The sequence below is a fragment of the Ketogulonicigenium vulgare WSH-001 genome (assembly GCF_000223375.1).
Taxonomy (GTDB): Bacteria; Pseudomonadota; Alphaproteobacteria; order Rhodobacterales; family Rhodobacteraceae; genus Ketogulonicigenium; species Ketogulonicigenium vulgare.
The window spans coordinates 346,036-371,227 of sequence record NC_017384.1; the positions used below are offsets into that span (position 1 = coordinate 346,036).

Consider the following 25,192-nt stretch of genomic DNA (forward strand, 5'->3'; position numbering starts at 1 on the left):
GACATCCCGAGGGACATCACCAATGGCAAGCGTCAAGAATCACGATTACCAAATCCTACCGCCCTCGATTTGGCCGTTTGCGACAGCGACTGCGCTGTTTACAACGCTTTTCAGTGCAGCGCACTGGTTCGAGAGCATGCGTGCAAACGCCACGCTGTCGCCGGAAGCCGGCCGCACCTATATGATCATCGGCTTTGTCGCGTTTGCGACTGCGATTTTCTGCCTTTATTCGTGGTGGGCGGCCGTCAGCCGCGAGGCGAATGAGGGCGAGCATACCCCCGTCGTTCAGATCGGCGTGCGTTATTCGTTCATCTTGTTCATCACCTCGGAAGTCATGGTTTTCGCGACCTTCTTCTGGGCGTTCTTTAAATACGCGCTGCACCCGATGGCCGTCGACGGGACTTTCCCGCTGAACTACGGCGTCTGGCCGCCTGCAGGCGTAGAGACCCTCAGCCCGTGGCACCTGCCGCTGGTGAACACCATCCTGCTGCTGTCCTCGGGCGCGGCTGCAACCTGGGCGCACCACGCCATCGTCCACGGCGACCGCAAGAAAACCGCGATTGGCCTAGCGATTGCCATCGGCCTTGGCTGGATCTTTACCCTGTGCCAAGCCTATGAATATTATGAAATCGTCCATACCGAAGCGTTCTCGTTCTCGGGCAATGTGTATGGCGCGGTCTTCTTCATGGCGACGGGTCTGCACGGCGCGCACGTTCTGATCGGTTCGATCTTCCTGCTGGTCTGCCTGATCCGCATCCTGCGCGGTGCGATGTCGGCAAAACAGCACGTCGGTTTCGAGATGGCCGCATGGTACTGGCACTTTGTTGACGTCGTCTGGCTGTTCCTGTTCGTCGCCGTCTACATCTGGGGCGCCGGCGGCGTCAGCGCTCACTAAGGATAGACTGGCAGCGCCCTTGGCGCTGCCATCGCTTTGGTTTAAGCGGGACGCGCGGGTCTAAGGCCTCGCGCGTTTTTTCTTAGGACGAGGTGGCACGTGGCCTCATTTTCACGCAAACTCGGGTTCTCGCTGCTGTTCGGCTTAAGCGGGTTTGCCATTCTGATCGGTCTTGGCATCTGGCAGCTGGAACGCTTGCAGTGGAAAGAGGCGATCCTTGCCGAAATCTCTGCGCGCATCGCCGCCGCGCCCGTGCCTTTGCCTGCAAATCCCGACCCCGCCACCGATACCCGTCTGGCGGTGACGGTTGCCGGGGATCTGCCGGGCCAGCAGCTTTTCGTCTTTGCGCCGCTGGATGGGGCAGGGTACCGCGTCATCGCCGCGATGCAGACGGATGATGGGCGCCGCATCATGGTCGACCTCGGCTTTGTGCCGCAGGACCAGCGCGCCGCCCCCTATGTCGTCGAAAATCTGCAAGTCACCGGCAATGTCCATTGGCCGGTCGAGGTCGACGGCTTTACCCCCGCGCCCGAGGGCGATGTCTGGTACGCCCGCGATGTGACAGCGATGGCGAGCGCGCTGCAGACCGACCCCGTTTTGGTGATCGCCCGCGAAACCACGCCCGCGCTGCCTGCCCAGCCTTGGCCGGTCACCACCGATGGCGTTAAAAACGACCACCTTGGCTATGCCATCACATGGTTTACCTTGGCCGCGGCTTGGGCGGCTATGACCGCCGCCTTTGTGCTGCGCGGCACGCAATCAAAGAAGAAGGACTAAGGATGCGCTATATCTCGACCCGGGGCGCGGCACCCGTTCTGACGTTTGAACAGGCCATGATGACCGGCCTTGCGCGCGACGGCGGTCTGTATATTCCCGAAACCGTGCCGCAATTCACCGCGGACGAGATCGCGGCTTTCGCGGGCCTGTCTTATGCCGAGGTCGCGCTGCGCGTGCTGACCCCCTTTGTCGGCGATAGCTTTCAGCAAGACGAACTGCGCAGCCTGATCACCGCTGCCTATGCCGGGTTCAACCACGATGCGCGTGCGCCGCTGGTACAGCTTGCGCCGAACCACTTCTTGCTAGAGCTGTTCCACGGCCCGACGCTGGCGTTCAAGGACTTTGCCATGCAGGTCATCGGCCAGTTGATGCAGGCGGCGCTGGCGCGTTCGGGCAAGCGCATCACCATCGTTGGCGCCACATCCGGTGATACCGGATCGGCCGCGATCGAGGCGTTTCGCGGTCTTGCCAATGTCGATGTCTTTATCCTGTTCCCCGACGGCCGCGTGTCCGATGTACAGCGCCGCCAGATGACCACGCCCTCCGAGGCAAATGTCCGCGCCATCGCACTGGCCGGTGATTTCGACGATTGCCAGGCGCGCCTGAAAGACATGTTCAACGACTTTGCCTTCCGCGATGCGGTCAGCCTTGCCGGTGTGAACTCGATCAACTGGGCGCGCGTGCTGTCGCAGGTGGTTTACTATTTCACCGCCGCCGTCAGCCTTGGCGGGCCGATGCGTCCGGTCAGCTTTACCGTGCCGACCGGCAATTTCGGCGATATTTTCGCCGGTTACATCGCGCGCCAGATGGGCCTGCCGATTGAAAAGCTGGTTATCGCGACGAACCAGAACGACATCCTGCACCGCACACTGCAAAGCGGCGCGCATACCAAACAGGGGGTCAATCCCTCGATCAGCCCCTCGATGGATATTCAGGTCTCGTCGAATTTCGAACGCCTGCTGTTCGACGCCTATGGCCGCGATCCCAAAGTGGTGGCGGAACAAATGCGCGCATTGGCGGAAGAGGGCGGCTTTACCGTCGGACAAGGCGCGCTGGAATTCCTGCGCGACGGCTTTGCCTCGGGTCGCGCCTCGGAAGAGGAAACGCTGGCCGAGATCGCCCAGACGCTGGCCGAGACGGGCGAGCTGATTTGCCCCCATACCGCCGTTGCGGTGAAGGTTGCGCGTGACTATCTGGGCACAGTGCCAATGATCACATTGGCCACCGCCCATCCCGCAAAATTCCCCGATGCGGTCGAACGCGCCACGGGCGTCCGCCCCGCGCTGCCCGCGCATATGGCCGATCTGTTCGACCGGCCCGAGCGTCAGACAAAACTGCCCAACGACCTTTCGGCGTTGGAAGCCTTTATTACGGAGCAACTGAACCCTTGACCGTTCAGATTCACACCCTTTCCAACGGTTTTCGCATCGCAACCGAGGTGATGCCCGGCCTGCAATCCGCGACCATCGGTATTTGGGTCAGCGCGGGTGGCCGCCACGAGGCGCCGCAGGAAAATGGCATCGCCCATTTTCTGGAGCATATGGCCTTTAAGGGCACGAAGACCCGCAGCGCGCTGCAAATCGCCGAGGCGATCGAGGATGTCGGCGGCTATATCAACGCCTATACATCGCGCGAGACGACCGCCTATTACGCCCGTGTCCTGTCCGGTGATACCGCGCTGGCGCTGGATATCGTTGCAGATATTTTGCTGAATCCGACCTTTGATCTGAACGAGATCGAGGTCGAGCGCGGCGTGATCTTGCAAGAAATCGGTCAGGCGCTGGACACGCCCGATGATATCATCTTCGACTGGCTGCAAGAGGTTTGCTATCAGGATCAAGCGATTGGTCGTAGCATTCTGGGCCCGGCCGAGCGCGTATCCAGCTTTCAGCAGGCTGACCTGCGCCGCTTTGTCGCGCAGCATTACACGCCTGAGCAGATGATCCTCTGTGCGGCGGGCGGTGTCGATCATGATGCCATCGTCCGTCAGGCCGAAAGCCTGTTCGGCCATCTGCCGCCCGCGAACCGGCTTTCCGCGATTGAACCCGCCCGCTTTACCGTGGGCGAGCGGCGCGAGATCAAAAAGTCGCTGGAACAAGTGCATTTCGCCCTAGCGATCGAAGGTCCGGGCGTGCGTGCGTCCGATATTTACACGGCGCAGCTATGGTCGACGGCGCTGGGCGGGGGCATGTCCTCGCGCCTGTTCCAAGAGGTGCGGGAAAAGCGGGGCCTTTGCTATACGATTTTCGCGCAGACCGGCGCCTCCGAAGACACTGGCGCCACCACGATCTATGCAGGCACCTCGTCCGAGCAGATCCTTGATCTGTCGCGCATCACGATGACGGAACTGGCGCGCGCGGCGGATGACCTGAGCCAAGCCGAGCTGGACCGCGCACGCGCGCAAATGAAGGCGGGGCTGCTGATGGGGCAGGAAAGCTCGTCCAACCGGGCCGAGCGTTTGGCGCGGATGCTGGCGCTGTGGGGCCGCGTGCCCGATCTGTCCGAGGCGGTGGCGAAAATCGACGCGGTCAATCTGTCCGAGCTGCGCGGCTTTGCGGCGCAGATGGCCGCCGCGCCGATGTCACTGGCCCTTTATGGCCCCGCGGATCAAGCGCCCAGCCTTGCTGATCTGAAAGCAAGGCTCGCCGCCTAAGATGCTGATGTTCCGGCGTTCTCCCTTGGTGCAGATCGAGACTGAGCGCCTTGTGCTGCGGCCGCCGGAACATCAAGACTTCGCCGCCTGGCGCGACCTGCGCTTTGCTTCGGTCGATTTTCTGCAACCGTGGGAGCCGGTCTGGGCGCCCGATCACCTGTCCCGCCGCGCGTTTATGAACCGCGTCCACTGGTCGCGCCGCGCGATCAGGGATGGAATCGCGGTGCCGCTGATGCTGTATCGTCGCACCGACGGCGCGCTGCTGGGCGGCGTCACGCTGGACAATATCCGCCGCGGCCCCGCACAAACCGGCACCACCGGCTATTGGATGGGTGCGCCCTATGCCCGCCACGGCTATATGCGCGAGGCGCTGAACGGCCTGGTGCATTACGCTTTCACGCATTTGAACCTGTCGCGGATCGAGGCGGGTTGCCTGCCCGAAAATACGCCGTCGCGCCGCCTGCTGGAAACCTGCGGCTATAAATATGAGGGCGTGGCGCAAAGCTATTTGCAGATCAATGGCCGTTGGCGCAACCATGTGCTTTATGCGAATTTGCGGATTGATAGACGGGGAAAGACCGATGCCGGATAGATTGAACGATGCGGATCAGGCCTTTGTCGATCATCTGCGTGGCCTGCTGCCTGCCGCCGCCTTTCTGGACGCCAGCGATACATTCTTGACCGAGCCGCGCGGACGCTATCGCGGCAAGGGCGTCGTCGTCGCGCCCGCCACGACGGATGAGGTCGCCGCGCTGATACGTGCCTGTAACGCGGCCCGCGTCGGCGTCGTGCCGCATGGCGGCGGCACTGGCCTTGTCGGCGCGCAGGTGCTGGTGGAGGGCGCAGTGCCGATCATCTTGTCGCTGTCGCGCATGACCCGTGTGCGCGCGATCTACGCGGAAGAGGGCGTAATGATCGCCGATGCGGGTGCGGTTCTGGCCGATCTGCAAACTGCTGCACTGAATGCGGGCAAGATGTTCGCCCTGTCGCTGGGGTCCGAGGGCACGGCGCGCATCGGGGGCCTCCTATCCACCAATGCAGGCGGCCTGAACGTGCTGCGCTATGGCACCGCCCGCGCGCAATGTCTGGGGCTCGAGGTTGTCACGCCCGAGGGCGAGATCTGGCACGGCCTGACCCGACTACACAAGGACAACACCGGCTATGATCTGCGCGATATTTTCATCGGGGCCGAGGGGACATTGGGTGTTATCACCGGCGCTGCGCTGAAACTCTCGCCCATTCCGGCGGTCGAGGGATCTGCCCTGCTGGCCGTCACCGATCCCGCCGCCGCCCTGTCGTTGCTGTCACTGGCACGCGATATCGTCGGCGAGGGGCTGTCGGGGTTCGAGCTGATGTCGCGTGTCGGCTTTGATTTCATGATGGAAACCGGGCTGATGGCGGCACCGCCCCTGCAACCCTTGCCCGATTGGCAGGTGCTGCTGCGCGTTGGCCTTTCCGCCGGATCGGATGCTGATGACGCGCTGGAACGGATTTTCACTGCCGCGAGCGAAGCGGGCCTTGTCCAAGACGGGCTGATTGCGACCACCACTGACGAGGCCAATCGCCTGTGGGCCATGCGCGAGACGATCCCCGAGGGGAACCGTCTGATCGGGTCAATCGCCTCGCATGATATCTCGTTGCCGCTGTCGCGGATCGCGGATTACATCCCCGAGGCGGCGCGGCGCATCGCGGCGCTGGGGCCGCTTCGGATCAATTGTTTCGGGCATCTGGGCGACGGCAATCTGCATTACAACGTCTTTGCGCCCAAGGGCGAGGATCGCAAAGCCTATGACCCGATCCGCAAGCAGGTCTCAGCCATTGTGCATGATCTAGCGGTGGAGATGGGCGGCTCGTTCAGCGCCGAGCACGGCGTTGGCCGCCTGAAAGTGGGCGAGGTCGAGCAATATAACGACCCCGTCCGCCTGAACCTGATGCGCCGGATCAAAGCAAGCTTTGATCCGAACGGCATTATGAACCCCGGTGCGATGCTGCGGTCTTAATGGCCGGGAAAGACGCAGAGGGCTTGGACATTCATGCCAAGCCCTTCCAGCAGCGCGCGCCCGCCAAGGTCGGGCAGGTCGATGACAAAGGAGCAGGCGACAACCTCGCCTTGCAGGCGCTGGATCAGTTTGATGCCGGCCTCGGCCGTGCCGCCGGTGGCGATCAGGTCGTCGACCAACAGGACACGCTCGCCCGGCAGGATCGCGTCTTCATGCACTTCGACAGTGGCGGTGCCATATTCCAGCGCGTAATCCTGCTCGATCGTTTTCCATGGCAGCTTGCCCTTTTTACGGATCGGCACGAAACCGACGCCCAGTTGATGCGCGATCGCGCCGCCCAGGATAAAGCCGCGCGCCTCTAGCCCCGCGACCTTGTCGATGCGCTGACCCGCAAAAGGGTGCAGCATTTGATCAACCGCCATGCGAAAGCCGCGCGGATCGCCAAACAGCGTCGTCACATCGCGGAACAAGATCCCCTCATGCGGGAAATCGGGGATGGTGCGGATGTAATCCTGAACGGTTTTCATGGGCAGTCTTTCACAATATGCGGGCGGCGACAGCGTCCAGCTTTGCCAGCAGGGCAGGGTCGCGTTTATCAGACGCAGTCATGATCGCATGATCCAGCGCGCGATCACAGCCGCAGGGGCAGGGGTCAAAGGGTTGCAGATGCGCAGGCAGCGCGCCGACCAGCGCCTTGCCCGCAGTGGAATTTGCGGTCAGCGTCGCGATGACGGCGGCGACATCGACAGAGTCGTGACCGGGATGCCAACTATCATAATCGGTGACCATTGCCACTGTGGCGTAACAGATCTCGGCCTCGCGCGCGAGTTTCGCCTCGGGCATGGCGGTCATGCCGATCACATCGCAGCCCCAGCCGCGATACATCAGGCTTTCGGCGCGGGTCGAGAATTGCGGCCCCTCCATCGCAAGATAGGTGCCGCCGCGGTGCATGTTCAGTCCGAATGCCGCGCCCGCCGCAGCGACCGCATCGCCAAGACGCGTGCAGGTCGGATGGCCAAAGCCGACATGGGCGACGCAGCCGGTCCCAAAGAACGACTTGTCGCGCGCGAAAGTGCGGTCGATGAACTGGTCGACAATGACGAAATCGCCCGGGGCCAGTTCCTCGCGGAACGACCCAACGGCCGAGATCGAGACGATATCCGTGACGCCAAGCCGCTTTAACGCGTCGATATTGGCGCGGTAAGGCACGGCGCTCGGGCTATGGACATGGCCGCGCCCGTGGCGGGGCAGGAAGGCAATCGGCAATCCCCCCAGCACTCCGGTCAGGACCGCATCCGATGGCGTGCCCCACGGACTGTCCACCTGATGCCAAGCCGCGCCCTCTAGTCCCGCGATGTCATAAAGACCCGAGCCGCCGATAATCCCCAACTTGCGCTGCATCTGCCTCATTCCGCTTGTACAGGCGCAGAATGTCGTCCGTGCCTCCACGATGCAAGGGTGCGCGGCCCGGCCAGAGATGATAAAGCTGTGGGGTCAAGCCTTGGGATGCAAAAGTGACCATTTCCCCCCTGCCGCGCCGCGCCCTGATCGCGCGTATCCTTGCCGATCCGGCCGAGATTATTGTGATCGAGGCACCCGCGGGCATGGGGAAAAGCTGGCTGTTGCGGCAGTTGCAGGACACGGGACGCGCGCTGCATGATGTCGGGGCAGGGCCATCGCCCGTGATCCCAGACGACCCCGGGCCGCGCGGCATGATCATCGCGAAACGCCCCGAAGTGCAGCTACGCGGTCTTGCACGGGCGGTGATCTATGGCCGCACCAGCTTTTATCGCGCCGAGGATCTGGTTTTTACGCGCGATGATATCGCTGCCGCTGGCCTTTCGCCTGCGGTCTTTACCCGCAGCGGCGGCTGGCCCTGCCTGCTGCCTTGGGCCAGTGCAGAGGCACCCGATCCCGATGATCTGACCGCATTCTTGCATGACGAGATGCTGGTGAGCCTTTCGCCCGCGCAGATCGCCAGCCTGCATGCGATGCTGGTTGATCCGCGCTTGCGTCCCGATCCGGCTGTGCTGCGCGGCACGCCTTTGGGGACGGCGGTGCTGGCCCCGGCGGTGGCCGCCATTCGTCCCGCGCTGCAAGCTGCCGCCGCGCAGCGCCTGCGGGAATTGTCGCAAAACATGGCCCATGCCCGTGCCATCGCCCGCACCCAAGTGGCGCTGGGCCTTGTGCCGCAGGCGATCGAAACGCTACAGCGCGTCGGCGCGACGACCACCGCGCTGCAGGTCTATGAGGCGGCGGGCGGGTTCTATACGATCCACCGCTTTGGCCCCGAGGCGTGCCGCCGTTTGCTGGCGGGCTTTCCGCAGCAGATGCAGAACGAGACCGAGGCGCTGGTGCTGGGCCGCGCGATGGTGGCCGTAAAGCAGGGCGATGTGCGGCTGGCGCAGTTGATCATGCGCGATTTTTATGGCGACGCGACGCGCGACCCTGTCGCCTTCATCCGTGACGCCCGCCATTTCAGCTTTCAGGCGCGCCTGTTCCGGCTGCTGCTGCGCATTTGGGAGGATGCCGATCTGACCGAAGCCGATGTCGCGCCGGTCTATGACCTGCTGGCCGAAGTGCCGGTCGACGACGATCTGCGGCGCGGCTCGATTTATAATGTCGTGCTGGACATCTATGTGCGCCTGCGCCGCTTTCCCGAGGCTGAACAAGTCGCCCGCCAAGCTGCCATCCACTATGCCCGCGCGGGCGTGCCGGTGCTGTCGTTCTATATCGCGCTGCATAGCGTGGTGATCCGGTTGTTCATGGGCGAGCCTTTGGTCGCGCAAACCCATGTACAAGCGGCATGGGGGTGGCTGCATCAGGTCGATGACAATGCATCCGACGCGCGGCTGCTGCGTCTGGCCGAGGCTTGCGTCGCCTTTGAGATGGGACAGGTGGATGGGCTGTTGCGGTTCATTGCCGAGGACCATGATGCCTTTGTGAATGGTGAGACCTGGGGCTCGATTGTCGAGCTGTTGTTGACCTATGGCCCCCAGGCGCTGGCGCTGACACAATCGCATCTGGCGGCGCGGGCGCTGCTCGACCGTTGGCGCGTGACGGGCGAGCGGTCGCATCAATTCAGTGCGCTGATTGATAACCGCGAGATTTTGCTGATGCAAAACGCCGGCCGCTGGATCGAGGCCGCGCAAAAGGCGCAAAGCCTGTCCGGTCCGATCACCCGCGCCGGGATCGAGGGGGACGCCGCCCTTGCCGAGGTGCAGGGCCGCGGCGAAGTCGCCATCGCCCTGCTGTGGCTGCGGCATTTCGTGCATCAAACACCGCGCCTGTCCGGTTTGGGCGACAAGCTGGATGCGATGCGCGGCAATACCCATCTGACATGGCGCCAGCATATCGCCGTCAGCCTGTGGCAGGCGCAATACGAGGCGCGCCAGAACAATATGGCCGAGGCGCAAACTCTGCTGCTGCATGCGCTGGGCGCGATGCAATCGCGCGGCGCAGTGGCGATTTTGGATGAAGAGGCGGCGACGCTTGCCGATCTTTTGCGCCGCAAACGTCTGCTGGACGCGGTTGAACATGATCCCCGCCTGCGCCGTTTCCTGCGGCAATCCAGCCTGCTGTCGCAGCATGTGCAGGGCGGCGTTGATTCAGATCGCGGCGCAGCGCTGGGCCTGACCCGGCAAGAGATGCGCGCCATGTATGCCCTGATCGAAGGGGCGACGAATAAGGAAATCGCGAAACTGCTGGGTCTGTCCGAGGCGACGGTGAAATTTCACCTGAAAAATCTGTATCGTAAACTTGGCTGCGCGACCCGGGCCGAGGTGCGCATCGCCGCTGCCGCGTTAGATTTGACACGTTAAACGGTGATCTTGCGCAACTTTTGCTAAAATTATAGGCGCCGATCACGTCTATACCTACCCATATGATGGAAAAACCTATCCTTGCGCGCGGTTGCGACAGGGCAGTCGCTGGATCAGACTTTCCAGACGCACGGGGGCCAATAACCCGGGACTGACAGAACCACATCACAGGGATTAGGGCTATGAAGGCAAAGTTTCTGACCGCCACCGCAGCGACCGCGCTGCTGGCAGGTGCGATCACCACTGCGACGGGCGCTGTCGCACAGAATATCGTGACGATGAACACGGTGCAGATCTTTGGCTCGATCGACCCGGCCAAAATCTCGGATTACACCGATTATATGGCGGCGGTGAACCTCTATGATGGGCTGATCACCGTCGCGCCCGACGGCAGCCTGATCCCGCGCCTTGCCGAAAGCTGGACGGTTTCGGATGATGCGACCGAGGTGGTCTTTACCCTGCGCGCCGATGCGACATTCGCCGATGGCTCGCCCGTTGAGGCCAAGGATGTCGTCTATACGTTCGAGCGTCTGCTGCGCCTGAACCAAGGCCCCTCGAACCTGTTTGCGGGTATTGTCGCCCCCGGCGCGGTCGAGGCGATTGACGACAAGACGGTGAAATTCACCCTGTCGCAGACCTTCTCGCCCTTTATGGCAACCATGCCCGCGCTGATGATCGTCAACGCCGATCTGGTCGAGGCGAACGCGGGTGATGACGATGCCCAAAGCTATCTGGCGCAAAATGTCGCCGGCGCCGGTGCCTATGATCTGGTGACATGGGATCGCGGCGCGCGCATGGTGATCCGCCGCAACACCGATTACTACGGCGGCTTCCCCGAAAACGCGATTGACGAAGTGCGCTGGGTCGTCACGAACGACGAGGCGACGGTGCGCGCGATGGCCGCCTCGGGCGAGCTGACCATGACCTCGCAATATCAATCGACCGAGACCTATGACGCGCTGGCGGCGATGGGCCGCTTCCGCGTCGAAAGCTTTGCCACGCCGACCGCGTTCTACATGAAGCTGAACAACCAGACCGCGCCGACCGATGACGTGCATATCCGCCGCGCCATTGCCTATGCGACCGATTTCGACACGATCCGCGAAGTGCTGTTCCCCGGCGAGCCGATGAATACCGTACTGCCCGGCAGCTTCTCGGCCTTCCTGAACACGGATGTCGTCGCGCCGACCTATGATCTGGAAAAAGCTGCCGCCGAAATCGCGCTGTCGGCCTATGCCGGCCAGCAGATCCCGATCACCCTGTCGTACGTCGCAGGCACCCAGTTCGAGGAAGATATCTCGCTGCTGATGCAGGCGAACCTTGAAAGCCTCGGCTTTGTTGTGACTCAGCAGCCCGAGCCATGGAACCGTGTGACGGAACTGGCCGCCACCGTCGAGGGCACCCCGAACCTGAACCAGATTTTCTACGGTCCGACCTATCCCTCGCCGGACAGCATGTTCTTTCCGCAATACCATTCGAACGGGGCAGGGACGTGGATTTCGATGGATTGGGCGGCCTCGCCCGAGGTTGATGCCCTGATCGATGCCGCGCGCGCCACCGGCGATACCGAGGCACAGGCCGCGCTTTACCGCGACGTGCAGCAAATTCTGGCGGATCAGCAAGTGACCATCCCGCTGCTGTCGCAACTGCAGATGCATGCCATCGACCAATGTCTGCAAGGCATGGAAATGGTCCCGATGATGAGCTTTGAGTTCGATTTCCGCAAGTTCCACTGGGACTGCTAACACCTTCGGCGCGGCCCCACTGGCCGCGCCACCTTTCGCGTAAACTCAAGGGGCGACAATGGAATTTCTGGCTTTCCTTGTCCGGCGGCTGCTGTGGTCGCTGCTGGTGCTGTTTGGCCTGTCGGTGATCATTTTCACCATCGCGCGCGTCGTTCCGGGTGATCCGGCCCGTATGGCGCTGGGCCCGACCGCAAGTGCCGATCAGGTGCTGGCACTACAAGAACGGCTGGGTCTGAACCTGCCGCTTTATGAACAATATGTCCGATTTATCAGCGGGCTTTTTCAGGGCGATCTGGGCCTGTCGCTGCTGACGCAGCGCGCCGTCTCGCTGGATATCGCCGCCGCCTTTCCTGCGACGCTGGAATTGGTGCTGGTGACGATCCTTTTGGCCTTTGCCTTTGGCGTGCCGCTAGGTGTGGTGGCCGCGCATTGGAAAGACCGCTGGCCCGATAACCTTGTGCGGGCGATAGCGATTGTCTCGGCGGTGATGCCGTCCTTTTTGATCGCGCTGCTGCTGCAACTTTTGGCGGGCTATGTGCTGAAGGGCTTTCCCACCACCGGCCGCTTGCCGATGGGCCTTGAATTCAACGCCGATATCACCGGACTTCTGCTGATCGACGGCCTGCTGCGCGGGCGGCTGGATGTGGTGGCCGAGGCGGCGCGCCATGTGATTTTCCCGGCAACCGCACTGGCGCTGGCCACGATGGGGCAGATCGCGCGGATTACCCGCGCCTCGATGATCGACGTATCGCGTCAGGATTATATGGAGGCCTCGCGCGCCTTTGGGGTGCCCAGTTTCCTGCGTATGTTCAAATACCAGCTGCGCCCCAGTTTCGTGCCGCCGCTGACGATCCTTGGCCTTGAGTTTGCCTCGCTGATCGGCGGCGCTTTCGTGGTCGAGTTGATCTTTGCCTGGCCGGGGATGGCCGCTTACGGGCTGCGCGCCATCACGCAAAAGGATCTGAACGCGATCATGGCCGTGGTCATGGTGTCGGGCCTGTTCTTTGTCATCGTCAACCTGCTGATCGACATTCTTGTCGGCATCGTCGATCCGCGCATTCGTATCAGGGGCAAACGCGCATGAGCCAGAATATGAGCCACGCCGCGCAGAACTGGTATCGTTTCTCGCGCAATCCAACGGCGGTGATCGGCGCGCTGATCGTGATCATCTGCCTGCTTGCCGCGATTTTCGCGCCCTATATCACGCCCTATCCCGATCATGTCGGCGCGGTCGTCGATTTCCGCAATCGTCACCAGCCCCCAAGCTGGGAGCATTGGTTCGGCACGGATCAAGCGGGCCGCGACCAGTTTACCCGTGTGATTTTCGGGATGCGCGTCTCGCTGGCTTTGGCCTTTGTCGTGCTGGTGATCGCGGTGCCGCTGGGCACGCTTTTGGGGATGCTGGCCGGATACTTTGGCGGCTGGACCGAGATTGTCATCATGCGCCTGACCGATATTGCCCTTGCGCTGCCGCCCTTGGTGATGGCGCTGGCGGTTGCGGCGGTGCTAGAACCTTCGCTGACCAATGCCATGCTGGCGATTTCGGCCCTATGGTGGACATGGCACACGCGGCTGGTGTTCAGCCTGACCCGCCAGATCCGCGCGCAGGAATATATCGAGGCGGCAGAGACGCTGGGCGCATCGAAATTCCACATCATCTTCCGCGAGATCCTGCCCAATTGCATCTCGGCTGTGGCGGTGAAAACCTCGCTTGATGCGGGCTTTGTGATCCTTGTCGGGGCCTCGCTGTCGTTCATCGGCCTTGGCATCCGCCCGCCGACGCCCGATCTGGGTACCATGGTCGCGGCAGGTGCCGCATTCCTGCCGGGCTATTGGTGGGAGGCGCTGCTGCCGGGCGCTGCGATTCTATTCGTCGCGCTGGGCTTTAACCTGCTGGGCGACGGCCTGCGCGATCTGTTCGATGTGGAGAACGTGTAATGCAGCCCGCGCTTCATGTTGAAAACCTGCATGTCAGCTTCAAAACCTATGGCCGCACGACCGAGGTGCTGAAAGGCGTCAATCTGACGGTGCCAAAAGGGGCGCAGGTCTCGCTGGTGGGCGAGAGCGGCTCGGGCAAGTCGGTCACGATGAAAACCATCATGGACCTGCTGCCGGGCAATGCGACGATTACCGACGGCGCCATGATGTTCGACGGGCAGAACCTGCTGACCATGCCGCGCCGCGACCGTCTGCGGCTGCGCGGCACCGCTATGAGCATGGTGTTCCAAGACCCGATGTCCTCGCTGAACCCGGTCTTTACGATCAAGGATCAGTTGATGACGATCCTGAAATACGCCGACCGCCGCCTTGGCCGCGACCGCAGCAAAGCGGGCCGTTATGCCCGCGTGATCGAAGTGCTGACCCAAGTGCGTATGCGCGAGCCCGAACGTGTCGCAGCATCCTATCCCGTCATGCTGTCGGGCGGGATGCGTCAGCGCATTTTGATCGCAATGGCGCTGCTGTCCGAGCCGCGCCTGCTGATCGCGGACGAGCCGGGCACCGCGCTGGATGTCACGACGCAGGCGCAGATCCTGAAGCTGCTGAAAGATCTGGTCAGCGAACATCACCTGTCGCTGTTGATGATCACCCATAACCTCGGCGTTGTGCGGGAAACCTCGGAATATGTCTATGTGATGAACAAGGGCGAGATCGTGGAACACGGGGCCACCAGTGCGTTGTTCGCCAATCCGCAGCAGCAATATACCCGCGATCTGATCGCGGCGGTGCCAAAACTGACAGGACGCGATAAGATGCCCGAGGTGCGCCCATGACCCCCGCATTGGAACTGCGCAATGTGACCAAGACCTTTACCCTAAAGGGTGGTTTTGGCCGCGTGAAATCGGTGACGACGGCGGTGAATAATGTCTCGCTGTCGATCATGCCTGGCGAAAGCTTTGGTCTGGCGGGGGAAAGCGGCTCGGGCAAATCGACCATCGCGCGGATGATCATGGGGCTGGCGCTGCCCGATAGCGGCGACATTCTGGTCGATGGTGTCAGTATCCTCTCGAAAGAGGCGCCGCGCGATCTGAAGTCGCGGGTGCAGATGGTGTTCCAAAGCTCGTCTTCCTCGCTGAACCCGCGCCGCACCGTGGGGCAGTCGATTGCCGTGCCGTTGGTGGCGCATGGCTATGGCGGCCATCGCGCCGCGCGGATCGCGGAACTGCTGGAAATGGTGCAACTGCCCGCCGCTTTCGCGAACCGCTATCCGCATGAACTGTCGGGCGGCCAGAAACAGCGCGTTGCCATCGCCCGCGCGTTGGCTGTGGGTGCAAAACTGCTGGTGCTGGACGAGCCGACCTCGGCGCTCGATGTCTCGGTGCAGGCAAAGGTGATCGAACTGCTCGAGGGCCTGCAGCGCGAGATGGGCCTGACTTATCTGTTCATCAGCCATGACCTGTCGCTGATGCGCAATTTTACCAGCCGTGTTGGCGTCCTGTATCGCGGCGATGTGGTTGAAACCGGCGCGACGCCTGCGGTCTTTACCCATCCCCAGCATGATTACACGCGGCTTTTGCTGGCCTCGGTTCCGGTTGTTTCCGCCGAGGAAGAAGCCCTGCGTCCCATAATCCCCTTAATCAATGGCGAACTGCCCACCGCAGAAGAATTGCTTGCCCTGCGGCAAGCCGGTGGCGTTCAGGAAAGGAAGTGACATGATCCGTATCGGTATTGACGTGGGTGGCACCAACACCGACGCTGTCATCATGGACGGCGCCGATGTTCTGGCCGCCGTCAAATCGCACACCACATCGGATGTGATGTCGGGTGTCGTCTCGTCGCTGAACCTTGTGCTGGCCGAGGCTGGCAAATCGGCAAGCGATGTCGATGTGGTTATGATCGGCACCACGCATTTCACCAACGCCGTCGTGCAGCGTCGCGATCTGGCGCAGACCGCCGCCGTGCGCCTGTGCCTGCCCGCAACCCAAAGCCTGCCGCCCATGGTCGACTGGCCCGAGGATCTGCGCGATGTCATCGGCAACACCTGGTATCTGGCGCATGGCGGTCATGAATTCGACGGCCGCGTGATCTCGCCCCTGAATGAGGACGAGCTGGTCGGCATCGCCGCCGATATCAAAGCCAAGGGGATCAACACGATCGCAATCACCTCGGTCTTCTCGCCCGTCTCGGCCGAGTTCGAGGCAAAAGCCGCCGAGATTTTCGCCCGTGAACTGCCCGGCGCGCATATCACTGTCTCGAGCGAGATCGGCCGGATCGGTCTTTTAGAGCGTGAAAACGCCGCCATCATGAACGCCTGCCTGCGCGATCTGTCGCATGAGGTGATACAGGCGTTTCGCGATGCGTTGGCGGGGATCGGCTTTACGGGCCGTTTCTTTTTGACGCAAAACGACGGCACTTTGATGGAGGCCGAATTCGCCGAGAAATTCCCGGTGCTGACCTTTGCCTCGGGTCCGACCAATTCGATGCGCGGCGCGGCGTTCCTGTCGGGCGTCAAGGACGCCATTGTGGTCGATATCGGCGGCACCACCGCCGACGTTGGCAGCTTGCAAAAGGGCTTTCCGCGCCAAGCGACCGTTGCGGTCGAGGTGGGCGGCGTGCGCACCAATTTCCGTATGCCGGATGTGTTCTCGATTGGCCTCGGCGGTGGCAGCCTTGTGGTTGATGCGGCGGGTGGCGTGAAAGTCGGCCCGACCTCGGTCGGTTATCGCATCGCGACCGAGGCGCTGGTCTTTGGCGGCAGCACGCTGACGACGACCGATCTGGTGGTCGCCGATGGCGGCGCGGTGATCGGTGATCCCGCCAAGGTCGCGCATCTGGACAAGGATCTGGTGGCCCGCGGCCGCGCGCGTATCGCCGAAATGCTGGACGATTGTGTCGAGCGCGCCCGCGTCTCTGCCGATCCGCTGCCGGTGATTGTTGTGGGCGGCGGCTCGGTCATCGTGGGCGGGCCGATTGCCGGTCTGCAACTGATCAAGCCGAACCATTTCGCCTGCGCGAACGCCGTGGGCGCGGCCATTGCGCAGGTCTCGGGCGAGGTGGATCGCGTCTACGCCATGGCCGAAATCTCGCGCGATAAGGCGCTGGAGGATGCCAAGACGCAGGCGGTGAACGCCGCCGTTGCGGCAGGGGCCAAACGCGAAACCGTTGAAATCGTTGACGTCGAGGACGTGCCCCTGGCCTATCTGCCCGGCAATGCCACGCGCGTCCGCGTCAAAGCTGTGGGTGAGCTGCATGTCGGCTGAAGGCTATATCCTGCGTGAGGAGGATCTGCTGCCCCTGTCCATCGGGGCGGCGATCCTGGGCACGGGCGGCGGCGGCAATCCCTATATCGGGATGCTGCGTGCGCGCGAATTGATCCGGGCGGGCGCGGTTGTGCGCGTGCTGCCGCTGCATGCGCTGCCGGACGACGCCTATATCGGCGAAGTTGGCGGCATCGGCGCGCCGGTCGTCGGCATTGAAAAGATCGAGCAGGGCGAGGAATGCCTGCGCGCGATGCGCGCTGTCGAGGAAGCCGCAGGCGTGCAGATGTATGCGGTGATCTCGGCCGAGATCGGCGGCTCGAACGCGCTCGAGCCAATCATCACCGCCGCCCAATCGGGCCTGCCGGTGGTGGACGGCGACGGCATGGGCCGCGCCTTTCCCGAAGTGCAGATGTGCACATGGTTCATCTATGGCGCCAAGGCCTCTCCGGCTGCGATTGCGGATGAAAAGGGCAATGTCGTCGTCTTTCGCCATGTGCAGGATATGTTCTGGCTGGAACGCTTTGCCCGCGATACCGCTGTGGCAATGGGCGCGGCGGCGGGCCTTGCGATTGCGCCGATGCGCGGCGATTTCGTGAAAAAGGTCGCCGTTCCGGGCACCGTCACACAGGCGCTAGAGCTGGGCCGCGTGGTGCTGGATGCGCGCGCAAAACGCCATAATGTCGTCGACCGCATCTGCGGCGCGACCGGCGCCACGCTGTTCTTTACCGGCAAGGTTGTCGATGTCGAACGGGGCATGTCGGGCGGCTTTAACCGTGGCACCGCCGTGATCGAGGGCGCGGGCGAATGGGCCGGTTCCACCGCGCGCATCGCCATCCAGAACGAGAACCTGATCCTGTGGATCGACGACAAACCCGTGTTGATGGTCCCCGACCTGATTATGAACGTCGACCCGGAAACGGGCGAGCCGATCACCACCGAAGTGCTGCGTTTCGGCCAGCGCGTCGCAGTACTGGGCCTGCCTGCGCATGATCTGATGAAAACGCCCGAGGCGATGGCCATCGTCGGCCCCAAGGCCTTTGGCTATCCCGATATCGCATTTAAGCCGCTGGCGCTGGGCCAGATTACCGCGTGAAAGGACAAGTCATGAAAATCTTTCGCGAAGTGGATGTCGCCGAGATCGAGGATATGGCCGCAGGCGGTGCCGTTCTGGGCACCGGCGGGGGCGGCGATCCCTATATCGGCAAACTGATGGCGCAACAGGCGATCCGCAAGTTCGGCAAGGTGAAACTTGTCCGTACCGAGGATCTGCCCGATGACGCGCTGGTCGTGCCGGTCTGCATGATGGGCGCGCCCACCGTGATGACCGAAAAACTGCCGCAGGGCGACGAGCTGGTGAATGCCTTTGTCGCGCTGGAAAAGCTGCTGGGCCGCAAGATCGACGCAGTGTTGTGCGGCGAGGCGGGGGGCGTGAACTCGATGACGCCCTTTGTTGTCGCGGCGGCCACCGGCCTGCCACTGGTCGATGGCGACGGTATGGGCCGCGCGTTTCCGGAACTTCAGATGGAAACATTCGCCCTTGCCGGTGTTAGCGCGACGCCGATGGTTCTGTGTGATGACAAGGGCAATACAGTGACGTTCGAGACCGTCTCGAACCGCTGGACGGAACGTCTGGCGCGGGCGGCGACGGTGGAAATGGGCGGCTCGGCGCTGTTGGCGTTTTATTCGATGTCGGGTGCCAAGGCCAAGGAATGCGTTGTGCGCGGCACGCTGACCCTTTGCGAATCCATCGGCCGCACCCTGCGCGAGGCCAAGGCCAACCACGGCGAGCCGGTCAAGGCGCTGGCAAGCCTTTTGCAGGCGCATAATATGTTCGAAGGCCGCATCGTCGATATCGAACGGCGCACCGTCGGCGGTTTTGCCCGCGGCAAGGTGATCCTGAACGGCACCGACGATTGGAAGGGGCATGAGATGTCCATCGACTTCCAGAACGAGTTTTTGCTGGCGATGCGCGACGGCGAAGTTGTCGTGACTACGCCCGATCTGATCAGTCTGGTCGATGCGGAAACCGGCCTTGCGGTGACGACGGATTCGCTGCGCTATGGTCAGCGCCTTGTGTGCCTTGCCTATCCCTGCAACCCGATGTGGCGCACGCCACTGGGGATCGAGGTCGCAGGCCCGCGTTACTTTAAATATGATGTGGATTATCAGCCGCTGGCTGCGGCCGAGTAACCAAGGCTGGCGCTGCCTGCATATGGGCAGCGCCATTTTTCATTCTGGCTTGAGATTGCCCGCCATCTGGCGCCCGTCGCGCCCTTCGATCAGGTCAAAAGTCACCTTTTGATCATCGCTAAGGCCGGTCAGCCCGGCCTGTTCGACGGCCGAGATATGCACAAACACATCCTTGCCGCCGCCTTCTGGCGCGATGAAACCATAGCCTTTGGTGGTGTTGAACCATTTTACGGTGCCGTTCGGCATCGCCATTCTCCCTTGTCGTTCCGCCGCCCGCAGCGGGCTTTCGTAATCGTGAGACGCAGATTGCCCAAGCGTCAATGCCAGCCTTCACTTGTCCAGCTTTCGATTATCAACGACAAAAATCAAATACGAAGCATATCGCGCGCCATGAAATTGCGTGCAAAATTCGAATATGCACACAGACACAGCATTGAACGTGCAGTGAAAGGGCAGGAATGAAATTCATCGGATTATCAAATTGCGACACGTGTAAAAAAGCACGCACGGCAATTGCCGCGGCAGGGCTGCCGATCGAGATCACGGATATTCGCAAAGACGGGCTGGATCAGGCGCTGATTTCCAGCATTTTGGACGCGCATGGCGATAGCGCGATCAACAAATCCTCGACCACATGGCGCGGATTGTCCGACGACGAAAAAGAAAAGCCGGCGGCGGAATTGCTGGCGGCCTATCCGACATTGCTGAAACGCCCGGCCATCTTGAAAGACGGCATGTGGCATTTGGGGTGGAAGCCCGCACAGCAACAGGCGGTGCTGGACTAAAAAGGGGGGCGATATCGCCCCCCCTTAATCGTTACGCCAGATCGGGCGGCAGCGCCGAGGCGCGGGTTTCGGCCAAGATCGCATCCAGCGACATGGTCGCGGTCTGGTTCTCGCCCAGACGGCGGACGGTCACGGTGCGCTCCTCGACCTCGCGGGCGCCGATCGCCAGGATCAGCGGCACTTTGCCCAGGCTATGCTCGCGCACTTTGTAGTTGATCTTCTCGTTGCGGGTGTCGGCCTCGGCGCGGACGCCGGCGGCGGAAAGTGCCGCCACAACCTCGTGGACGTAATCATCCGCATCCGAGACGATCGAGGCGACGACCACTTGGCGCGGGGCCAGCCAGAAGGGCAGCTTGCCGGCAAAGTTCTCGATCAAGATGCCCACGAACCGCTCGAACGATCCAAGGCAGGCGCGGTGCAGCATGATCGGGCGATGTTTCGCGCCGTCTTGGCCGATGTAATTGGCGTCCAAACGCTCGGGCAGGTTGGGGTCGACCTGCAGTGTGCCGCATTGCCAGTCGCGGCCGATGGCGTCGGTCAGCACGAATTCCAGCTTTGGCCCGTAAAACGCGCCTTCGCCTTCTTGCAGCTCGTAATCATAACCGGCCTTGCGGCAGGCATTGCCCAACGACTGCTCGGCGTGATCCCAGCTTTCTTCGGTGCCGATGCGCTTTTCAGGGCGGGTCGACAGCTTCACGCGCCAGCTTTCAAAGCCGAGATCGGCATAGACGCTGGCCAGAAATTCGATGAATTTCTTGGTTTCCGATTCAATCTGATCTTCGGTGCAGAAGATATGCCCGTCGTCCTGCGTAAAGCCGCGCACGCGCATAATGCCGTGCAGCGCGCCCGACGGCTCATACCGCGCACAGGACCCAAACTCGGCCATGCGCAGCGGCAATTCGCGATAGGATTTCAGCCCGTGGTTAAAGATCTGCACATGGCAGGGGCAGTTCATCGGCTTAAGCGCGTTGACCACCTTTTCCTTGGCGCCTTCCTCGTCCACCTCGACGATGAACATATTGTCGCGATAGTTCTCCCAGTGGCCGGATTTCTCCCACAGCACGCGGTTTACCACTTGGGGGGTGTTCACCTCGACATAGCCGTCCTTGCGTTGGCGGCGGCGCATGTAATCTTGCAGCGCGGTATAGACCGTCCAGCCGTTCGGATGCCAGAACACCTGACCGGGGGCCTCCTCCTGCATGTGGAACAGATCCATCTCGCGGCCAAGGCGGCGGTGGTCGCGTTTGGCGGCCTCCTCCAGCATGGTCATATGCGCCTTCAGATCCTCGCGGTTGCGGAAGGCGACGCCATAGATGCGCTGCAGCATCGGGCGGCTGCTGTCACCCAGCCAATAGGCACCGGCGACATGGGTCAGCTTGAACCCGTCAGCGGGCACTTGGCCGGTGCTTTGCAGGTGCGGGCCGCGGCACAGATCCTGCCAATCGCCGTGCCAATACATGCGCAAAGGCTCGTCGCCCGGAATGCGGTTCACCAATTCGATCTTATAGGGCTCGCCGCGATCCTCGTAATAGGCGAGGGCGCGGGCGCGCTCCCACACTTCGGTGCGGACAGGCTCGCGCGCGTTGATGATCTTTTTCATCTGCGCCTCGATCGCGCCCAGATCTTCGGGGGTAAAGGGCTCGGCGCGGTCAAAGTCATAGAACCAGCCGTAATCGCGGACGGGGCCGATGGTGACTTTCACATCGGGCCAGATCTCTTGCACGGCGCGCGCCATGATATGCGCCAGGTCGTGGCGGATCAGCTCTAGCGCGGGGGCTTCGTCCTTCATCGTGTTCAGCGCGATGGAGGCATCTGCGGTGATCGGCCATTGCAGATCCCAATGCTGGCCATCCAGCTGTGCGGAAATCGCGGCCTTTGCCAGCGATTTCGAGATCGACTCGGCGACGGCAGCGGCGGTGATCCCGGCGGGATATTCGCGTTTGTTACCATCAGGGAATGTCAGGGAAATAAGGCTCATGGCCTATAGCTCCTCGTCGGTTTGGCGCCCACTGAACGCCCGGTTGCGGGTTATGTGTGCGCGCTTTGTGATACTGGCGCGCGCTGACGTCAAGGGGGCGTCTAGGCTTGTCTTTGTCGCCGATCAGGGCCAGTTTCAGCACAGTATTTCCCAGGAGGCCGCCATGATCGAACGTTTCACCACCTCCGAGGGGCGCGAGATCGCCTTTGAACACCTGCCCGCAAAGGGGCCGACCGTCATGTTCTGCGGCGGCTACCGCTCGGATATGGAGGGGACAAAGGCCATCGCCCTGCGCGAGATGACGGCCGACAAGGGCCTCGGGTTTATGCGGTTCGATTATTCGGGCCATGGCGTATCCGGCGGCGTGTTCGAGGATGGATCGATCGGTGATTGGGCGGCGGATGCGCGCGCGGTCATGGCGCGGATCGACGGGCCGGTGGTGCTGGTCGGCTCATCCATGGGCGGCTGGATTTCCCTGCTGCTGGCACGCGCTTTTCCCGAGCGGATCAAGGGGCTGGTGACCATCGCCGCTGCCCCTGATTTTACCGAGGATCTGGTCTGGCCGCGCCTGTCGCCCGAGGAACAAGCCCAGATGCAGCGCTTTGGCAAGGTGCTGCGCCCCTCGGAATACGGCGATCCCTATCCCTATACCTGGAAGCTGATCGAGGACGGCAGGCGTAATCTGGTGCTGCGCAGCCCGCTGCATCTGCCATTCCCGACCCGGTTCTTGCAAGGCACGGCGGATGTCGATGTGCCCCCTCAGGTCGCCTATCGCCTGCTGGATCATGTCACCGGCGGTGATATCCGCCTGAAAGTGGTCAAAGGCGCCGATCACCGCTTTTCCACGCCCGCCTGCCTGCGCATGATCGAGGCGGCCGTCGCCAAGGTTGCCCAGGACTGATGGAGCCTGATTTCCCCGCAGGCGCGCTGGTGGCGGTTCTAACCGCCCAGCCCATCGACCGGATGCTGGATTATCGCGCGCCCGAAGGCGGCTGCGATATCGGCGCGCTGGTCGAGGTGCCCTTGGGGCCGCGCAAAGTGCTGGGCGTTGTTTGGGGGCCGGGGCAGGGCGGCTTTGACCCCGCCAAGGCGCGCAGCATTCTGCGCCTGCATGATGTGCCGCCCTTGCGCGACGAGATGCGCCGCTTTTTGGAAAAGGTGGCCGATTACACGCTGACCCCGATGTTCCAGATGCTGCGCATGACGGTGCGCGCCCCCGCGCTCGAGGATGCGGTGCGGCTGGTCTATCGCGCCACCGGCGCTGTGCCCGATCGCATGACGCCTGCGCGCGAAAAAGTGCTGCAAGTGATGCGCGATTTTGGCGGGTTGTCGTTCACACTGGGTGAGCTTGCCGGGGCTGCGGATGTGACGCCCTCGGTGATCAAGGGTCTCGTGAAAGCGGGCGCGATATCCGAGGAGGTCGCCCCAAAGGATCTGCCGTTCCAGCGCCTGAACCCCGCCCATCCCGGCAAGGCGCTGACTGATGAGCAGACCGCTGCCGCAGATGCCCTGCGCACCTCGGTGCGCAGCGGGCAATATGGCACGACGCTGCTGAAAGGGGTGACGGGATCGGGCAAGACCGAAGTTTACCTCGAGGCGGTGGCCGAAACCTTGCGCGCGGGCCGTCAGGCCTTGGTGCTGCTGCCTGAAATCGCGCTGTCGGGTGAATTCCTGCGCCGCGTCGAGGAGCGTTTCGGCGCGCGCCCCGCTGAATGGCATTCTGGCATCACCATGACCGAACGCCGCCGCGTCTGGAAGATGATCGGGACGGGCGATGCGCAGGTGGTGGTGGGTGCGCGATCCGCATTGTTCCTGCCGTTCCAAGACCTTGGGCTGATCGTGGTCGATGAGGAGCATGACGGATCATATAAACAGGGCGATGGCGTGCTGTATAACGCGCGCGACATGGCGGTGCTGCGCGCCAGTTTGAATGCGGCGCAGGTGGTGCTGGCCTCGGCCACGCCCAGCCTCGAGACATGGGTGAATGCCGATACGGGCAAATACGCCCGCATCACGCTGGATGCGCGCTTTGGCGTGGCCGTGATGCCCGATATGCGCCCCATCGATATGCGGGCCGAGAAGCTGCCGGGCGGGCGCTGGATTTCCCCCACCTTGCAGGGCGCGATTCTGAACAGGATGAAAAAGGGCGAGCAATCGCTGCTGTTCCTGAACCGGCGCGGTTTTGCGCCGGTGACCCTGTGCCGCGCCTGCGGCCAGCAGGTCGCCTGCGATCACTGCGATGCACGCATGGTCGAGCACCGCTTTCAGAACCGCCTTGTCTGCCACCAATGCGGCGCGAACCGCCCCGTTCCAGACGCCTGTCCCTCCTGCGGTGTCGAGGGCAAAATGGTGCCCGTCGGCCCCGGTGTCGAGCGGTTGGAGGAAGAGGTGAAAGCCGTCTTTCCCGAGGCCCGCGCCACTGTACTATCGTCTGACCTGTTCGGCACCGCCCGCGCGCTAAAAGATCGGATTGCCGAGATTGCGGCGGGCGGGGCGGATATCATCATCGGCACCCAGATCGTGGCCAAGGGGCATAACTTTCCAAAGCTTACGCTGGTCGGCGTCATCGACGCGGATCTGGGACTGCAAGGGTCGGATCTGCGCGCCGCCGAAAAGACCTTTCAACTGATGCGGCAGGTGGCGGGACGGGCGGGCGGGCCGAGGCGCCGGGCGTCGCGCTGCTGCAAACCTATCAACCCGAACATCCGGTGCTGCGCGCGATCATGTCGGGCGATGACGAGGGGTTCTGGCAGGCCGAGGCCGATCAGCGCCATGCGGCGGGCGTGCCGCCCTTTGGCCGGATGGCGGGGGTGATTATCTCGTCCCCGGATTTGCAGGCGGCGTTCGATGTCGGCAACCGGCTGGCGCGCAACGCAGGCCCGCTGTTGCAGGTCGGGGCCGAGGTTTACGGCCCTGCGCCTGCGCCTATTGCCCGCGTGCGGGGGCGGCACCGCGTGCGGCTGCTGGTCAAAGCCGCGAAAGGCGCCGCGCTGCAGGCCGCGCTGGCCCAGTGGATCGCCATCCCGCTGCCGCCCGATCTGCGGCTGACCATTGACATTGACCCACAATCTTTCTTGTAAGGCAAAGCCGTCGCAATCCGCGACAAGACCACCTATATCTAGGCCAACCCGATTCATTGAAAGGCAAATG

At 62.6% G+C, this 25,192-nt stretch carries 21 protein-coding genes and 1 pseudogene; 18 read left to right on the plus strand and 4 right to left on the minus strand.

The window, feature by feature from the left end; translation table 11 throughout:
* The first annotated feature begins 22 nt into the window (after nt 1-22).
* The 6 genes from KVU_RS01640 to KVU_RS01665 all read left to right on the plus strand — a co-directional run bounded on the left by KVU_RS01640 (nt 23) and on the right by KVU_RS01665 (nt 6,325).
* Nucleotides 23-895 carry a cytochrome c oxidase subunit 3 gene (locus KVU_RS01640; RefSeq protein WP_013383577.1) on the plus strand — a complete coding sequence of 291 codons (873 nt, stop codon included), beginning with the start codon at nt 23-25 and terminating at the stop codon, nt 893-895.
* Nucleotides 896-994: 99 nt separating this feature from the next.
* The gene (locus KVU_RS01645; RefSeq protein WP_013383578.1) at nt 995-1,672 is read left to right on the plus strand and encodes an SURF1 family protein; all 678 of its coding nucleotides are present in this window, start codon (nt 995-997) and stop codon (nt 1,670-1,672) included.
* A gap of 2 nt (nt 1,673-1,674) precedes the next feature.
* The gene (gene thrC, locus KVU_RS01650) at nt 1,675-3,063 is read left to right on the plus strand and encodes a threonine synthase (protein ID WP_013383579.1); all 1,389 of its coding nucleotides are present in this window, start codon (nt 1,675-1,677) and stop codon (nt 3,061-3,063) included.
* Nucleotides 3,060-4,325: a M16 family metallopeptidase gene (locus KVU_RS01655; RefSeq protein ID WP_013383580.1), complete on the plus strand. Its 1,266-nt coding sequence runs from the start codon at nt 3,060-3,062 to the stop codon at nt 4,323-4,325. The genes thrC and KVU_RS01655 overlap by 4 nt, the downstream gene beginning before the upstream one ends.
* A gap of 1 nt (nt 4,326) precedes the next feature.
* A complete protein-coding gene (locus tag KVU_RS01660) occupies nt 4,327-4,917 on the plus strand; it encodes a GNAT family N-acetyltransferase (RefSeq protein ID WP_013383581.1) in 591 nt (196 codons plus the stop codon).
* A complete protein-coding gene (locus KVU_RS01665) occupies nt 4,907-6,325 on the plus strand; it encodes an FAD-binding oxidoreductase (protein ID WP_013383582.1) in 1,419 nt (472 codons plus the stop codon). Before KVU_RS01660 ends, KVU_RS01665 begins: the two co-directional genes overlap by 11 nt.
* Here the strand turns inward: KVU_RS01665 and KVU_RS01670 are convergent.
* On the minus strand, nt 6,322-6,852 hold the full coding sequence (locus tag KVU_RS01670) for an adenine phosphoribosyltransferase (protein ID WP_013383583.1): 531 nt from the start codon (nt 6,850-6,852) through the stop codon (nt 6,322-6,324). The two genes, KVU_RS01665 and KVU_RS01670, sit on opposite strands and share 4 nt — an antisense overlap.
* Nucleotides 6,853-6,862: 10 nt before the next feature.
* Complete coding sequence (locus KVU_RS01675; protein WP_014537507.1) at nt 6,863-7,726, minus strand: S-methyl-5'-thioadenosine phosphorylase; 864 nt, start codon at nt 7,724-7,726, stop codon at nt 6,863-6,865.
* Between the two features lie 113 nt (nt 7,727-7,839).
* Here KVU_RS01675 and KVU_RS01680 point away from each other — a divergent pair, with 113 nt between their 5' ends.
* The 9 genes from KVU_RS01680 (at nt 7,840) to KVU_RS01720 (ending at nt 19,279) form a co-directional block, all read left to right on the plus strand.
* Nucleotides 7,840-10,146 (plus strand): LuxR family transcriptional regulator, encoded by a 2,307-nt coding sequence (locus KVU_RS01680; protein WP_013383584.1) that lies wholly within the window; start codon nt 7,840-7,842, stop codon nt 10,144-10,146.
* A gap of 182 nt (nt 10,147-10,328) precedes the next feature.
* Nucleotides 10,329-11,891, plus strand: coding sequence for an ABC transporter substrate-binding protein (locus tag KVU_RS01685; RefSeq protein WP_013383585.1), 1,563 nt, complete (start codon nt 10,329-10,331; stop codon nt 11,889-11,891).
* Between the two features lie 58 nt (nt 11,892-11,949).
* Nucleotides 11,950-12,975: an ABC transporter permease gene (locus KVU_RS01690; RefSeq protein ID WP_013383586.1), complete on the plus strand. Its 1,026-nt coding sequence runs from the start codon at nt 11,950-11,952 to the stop codon at nt 12,973-12,975.
* Nucleotides 12,972-13,829: an ABC transporter permease gene (locus KVU_RS01695; protein WP_013383587.1), complete on the plus strand. Its 858-nt coding sequence runs from the start codon at nt 12,972-12,974 to the stop codon at nt 13,827-13,829. The genes KVU_RS01690 and KVU_RS01695 overlap by 4 nt, the downstream gene beginning before the upstream one ends.
* Nucleotides 13,829-14,662 carry an ABC transporter ATP-binding protein gene (locus KVU_RS01700; RefSeq protein ID WP_013383588.1) on the plus strand — a complete coding sequence of 278 codons (834 nt, stop codon included), beginning with the start codon at nt 13,829-13,831 and terminating at the stop codon, nt 14,660-14,662. Before KVU_RS01695 ends, KVU_RS01700 begins: the two co-directional genes overlap by 1 nt.
* Nucleotides 14,659-15,540: an ATP-binding cassette domain-containing protein gene (locus KVU_RS01705; protein WP_013383589.1), complete on the plus strand. Its 882-nt coding sequence runs from the start codon at nt 14,659-14,661 to the stop codon at nt 15,538-15,540. The genes KVU_RS01700 and KVU_RS01705 overlap by 4 nt, the downstream gene beginning before the upstream one ends.
* 1 nt (nt 15,541) lies before the next feature.
* A complete protein-coding gene (locus tag KVU_RS01710) occupies nt 15,542-17,089 on the plus strand; it encodes a hydantoinase/oxoprolinase N-terminal domain-containing protein (RefSeq protein WP_060486241.1) in 1,548 nt (515 codons plus the stop codon).
* Entirely contained in the window at nt 17,079-18,182 is a 1,104-nt protein-coding gene (locus KVU_RS01715) for an S-methyl thiohydantoin desulfurase family protein (RefSeq protein WP_044008008.1), read from the plus strand. Before KVU_RS01710 ends, KVU_RS01715 begins: the two co-directional genes overlap by 11 nt.
* A gap of 11 nt (nt 18,183-18,193) precedes the next feature.
* Nucleotides 18,194-19,279, plus strand: a complete 1,086-nt coding sequence (locus KVU_RS01720; protein WP_014537508.1) for an S-methyl thiohydantoin desulfurase family protein — start codon at nt 18,194-18,196, stop codon at nt 19,277-19,279.
* Between the two features lie 39 nt (nt 19,280-19,318).
* Here the strand turns inward: KVU_RS01720 and KVU_RS01725 are convergent, their stop codons facing one another.
* A complete protein-coding gene (locus KVU_RS01725) occupies nt 19,319-19,525 on the minus strand; it encodes a cold-shock protein (RefSeq protein WP_013383592.1) in 207 nt (68 codons plus the stop codon).
* 212 nt (nt 19,526-19,737) lie between these two features.
* Between KVU_RS01725 and KVU_RS01730 the strand changes: the two genes are divergently transcribed.
* Nucleotides 19,738-20,064, plus strand: coding sequence for an arsenate reductase family protein (locus tag KVU_RS01730; protein WP_013383593.1), 327 nt, complete (start codon nt 19,738-19,740; stop codon nt 20,062-20,064).
* 31 nt (nt 20,065-20,095) lie between these two features.
* Here KVU_RS01730 and thrS read toward each other — a convergent pair whose 3' ends face one another.
* Nucleotides 20,096-22,042: a threonine--tRNA ligase gene (gene thrS / locus KVU_RS01735; RefSeq protein ID WP_013383594.1), complete on the minus strand. Its 1,947-nt coding sequence runs from the start codon at nt 22,040-22,042 to the stop codon at nt 20,096-20,098.
* 163 nt (nt 22,043-22,205) lie between these two features.
* Between thrS and KVU_RS01740 the strand changes: the two genes are divergently transcribed.
* Nucleotides 22,206-22,943: an alpha/beta fold hydrolase gene (locus KVU_RS01740; protein WP_013383595.1), complete on the plus strand. Its 738-nt coding sequence runs from the start codon at nt 22,206-22,208 to the stop codon at nt 22,941-22,943.
* A pseudogene (locus tag KVU_RS01745) lies at nt 22,943-25,122 on the plus strand (primosomal protein N'). The gene KVU_RS01740 and the pseudogene KVU_RS01745 overlap by 1 nt, the downstream one beginning before the upstream one ends.
* Nucleotides 25,123-25,192 lie beyond the last annotated feature (70 nt).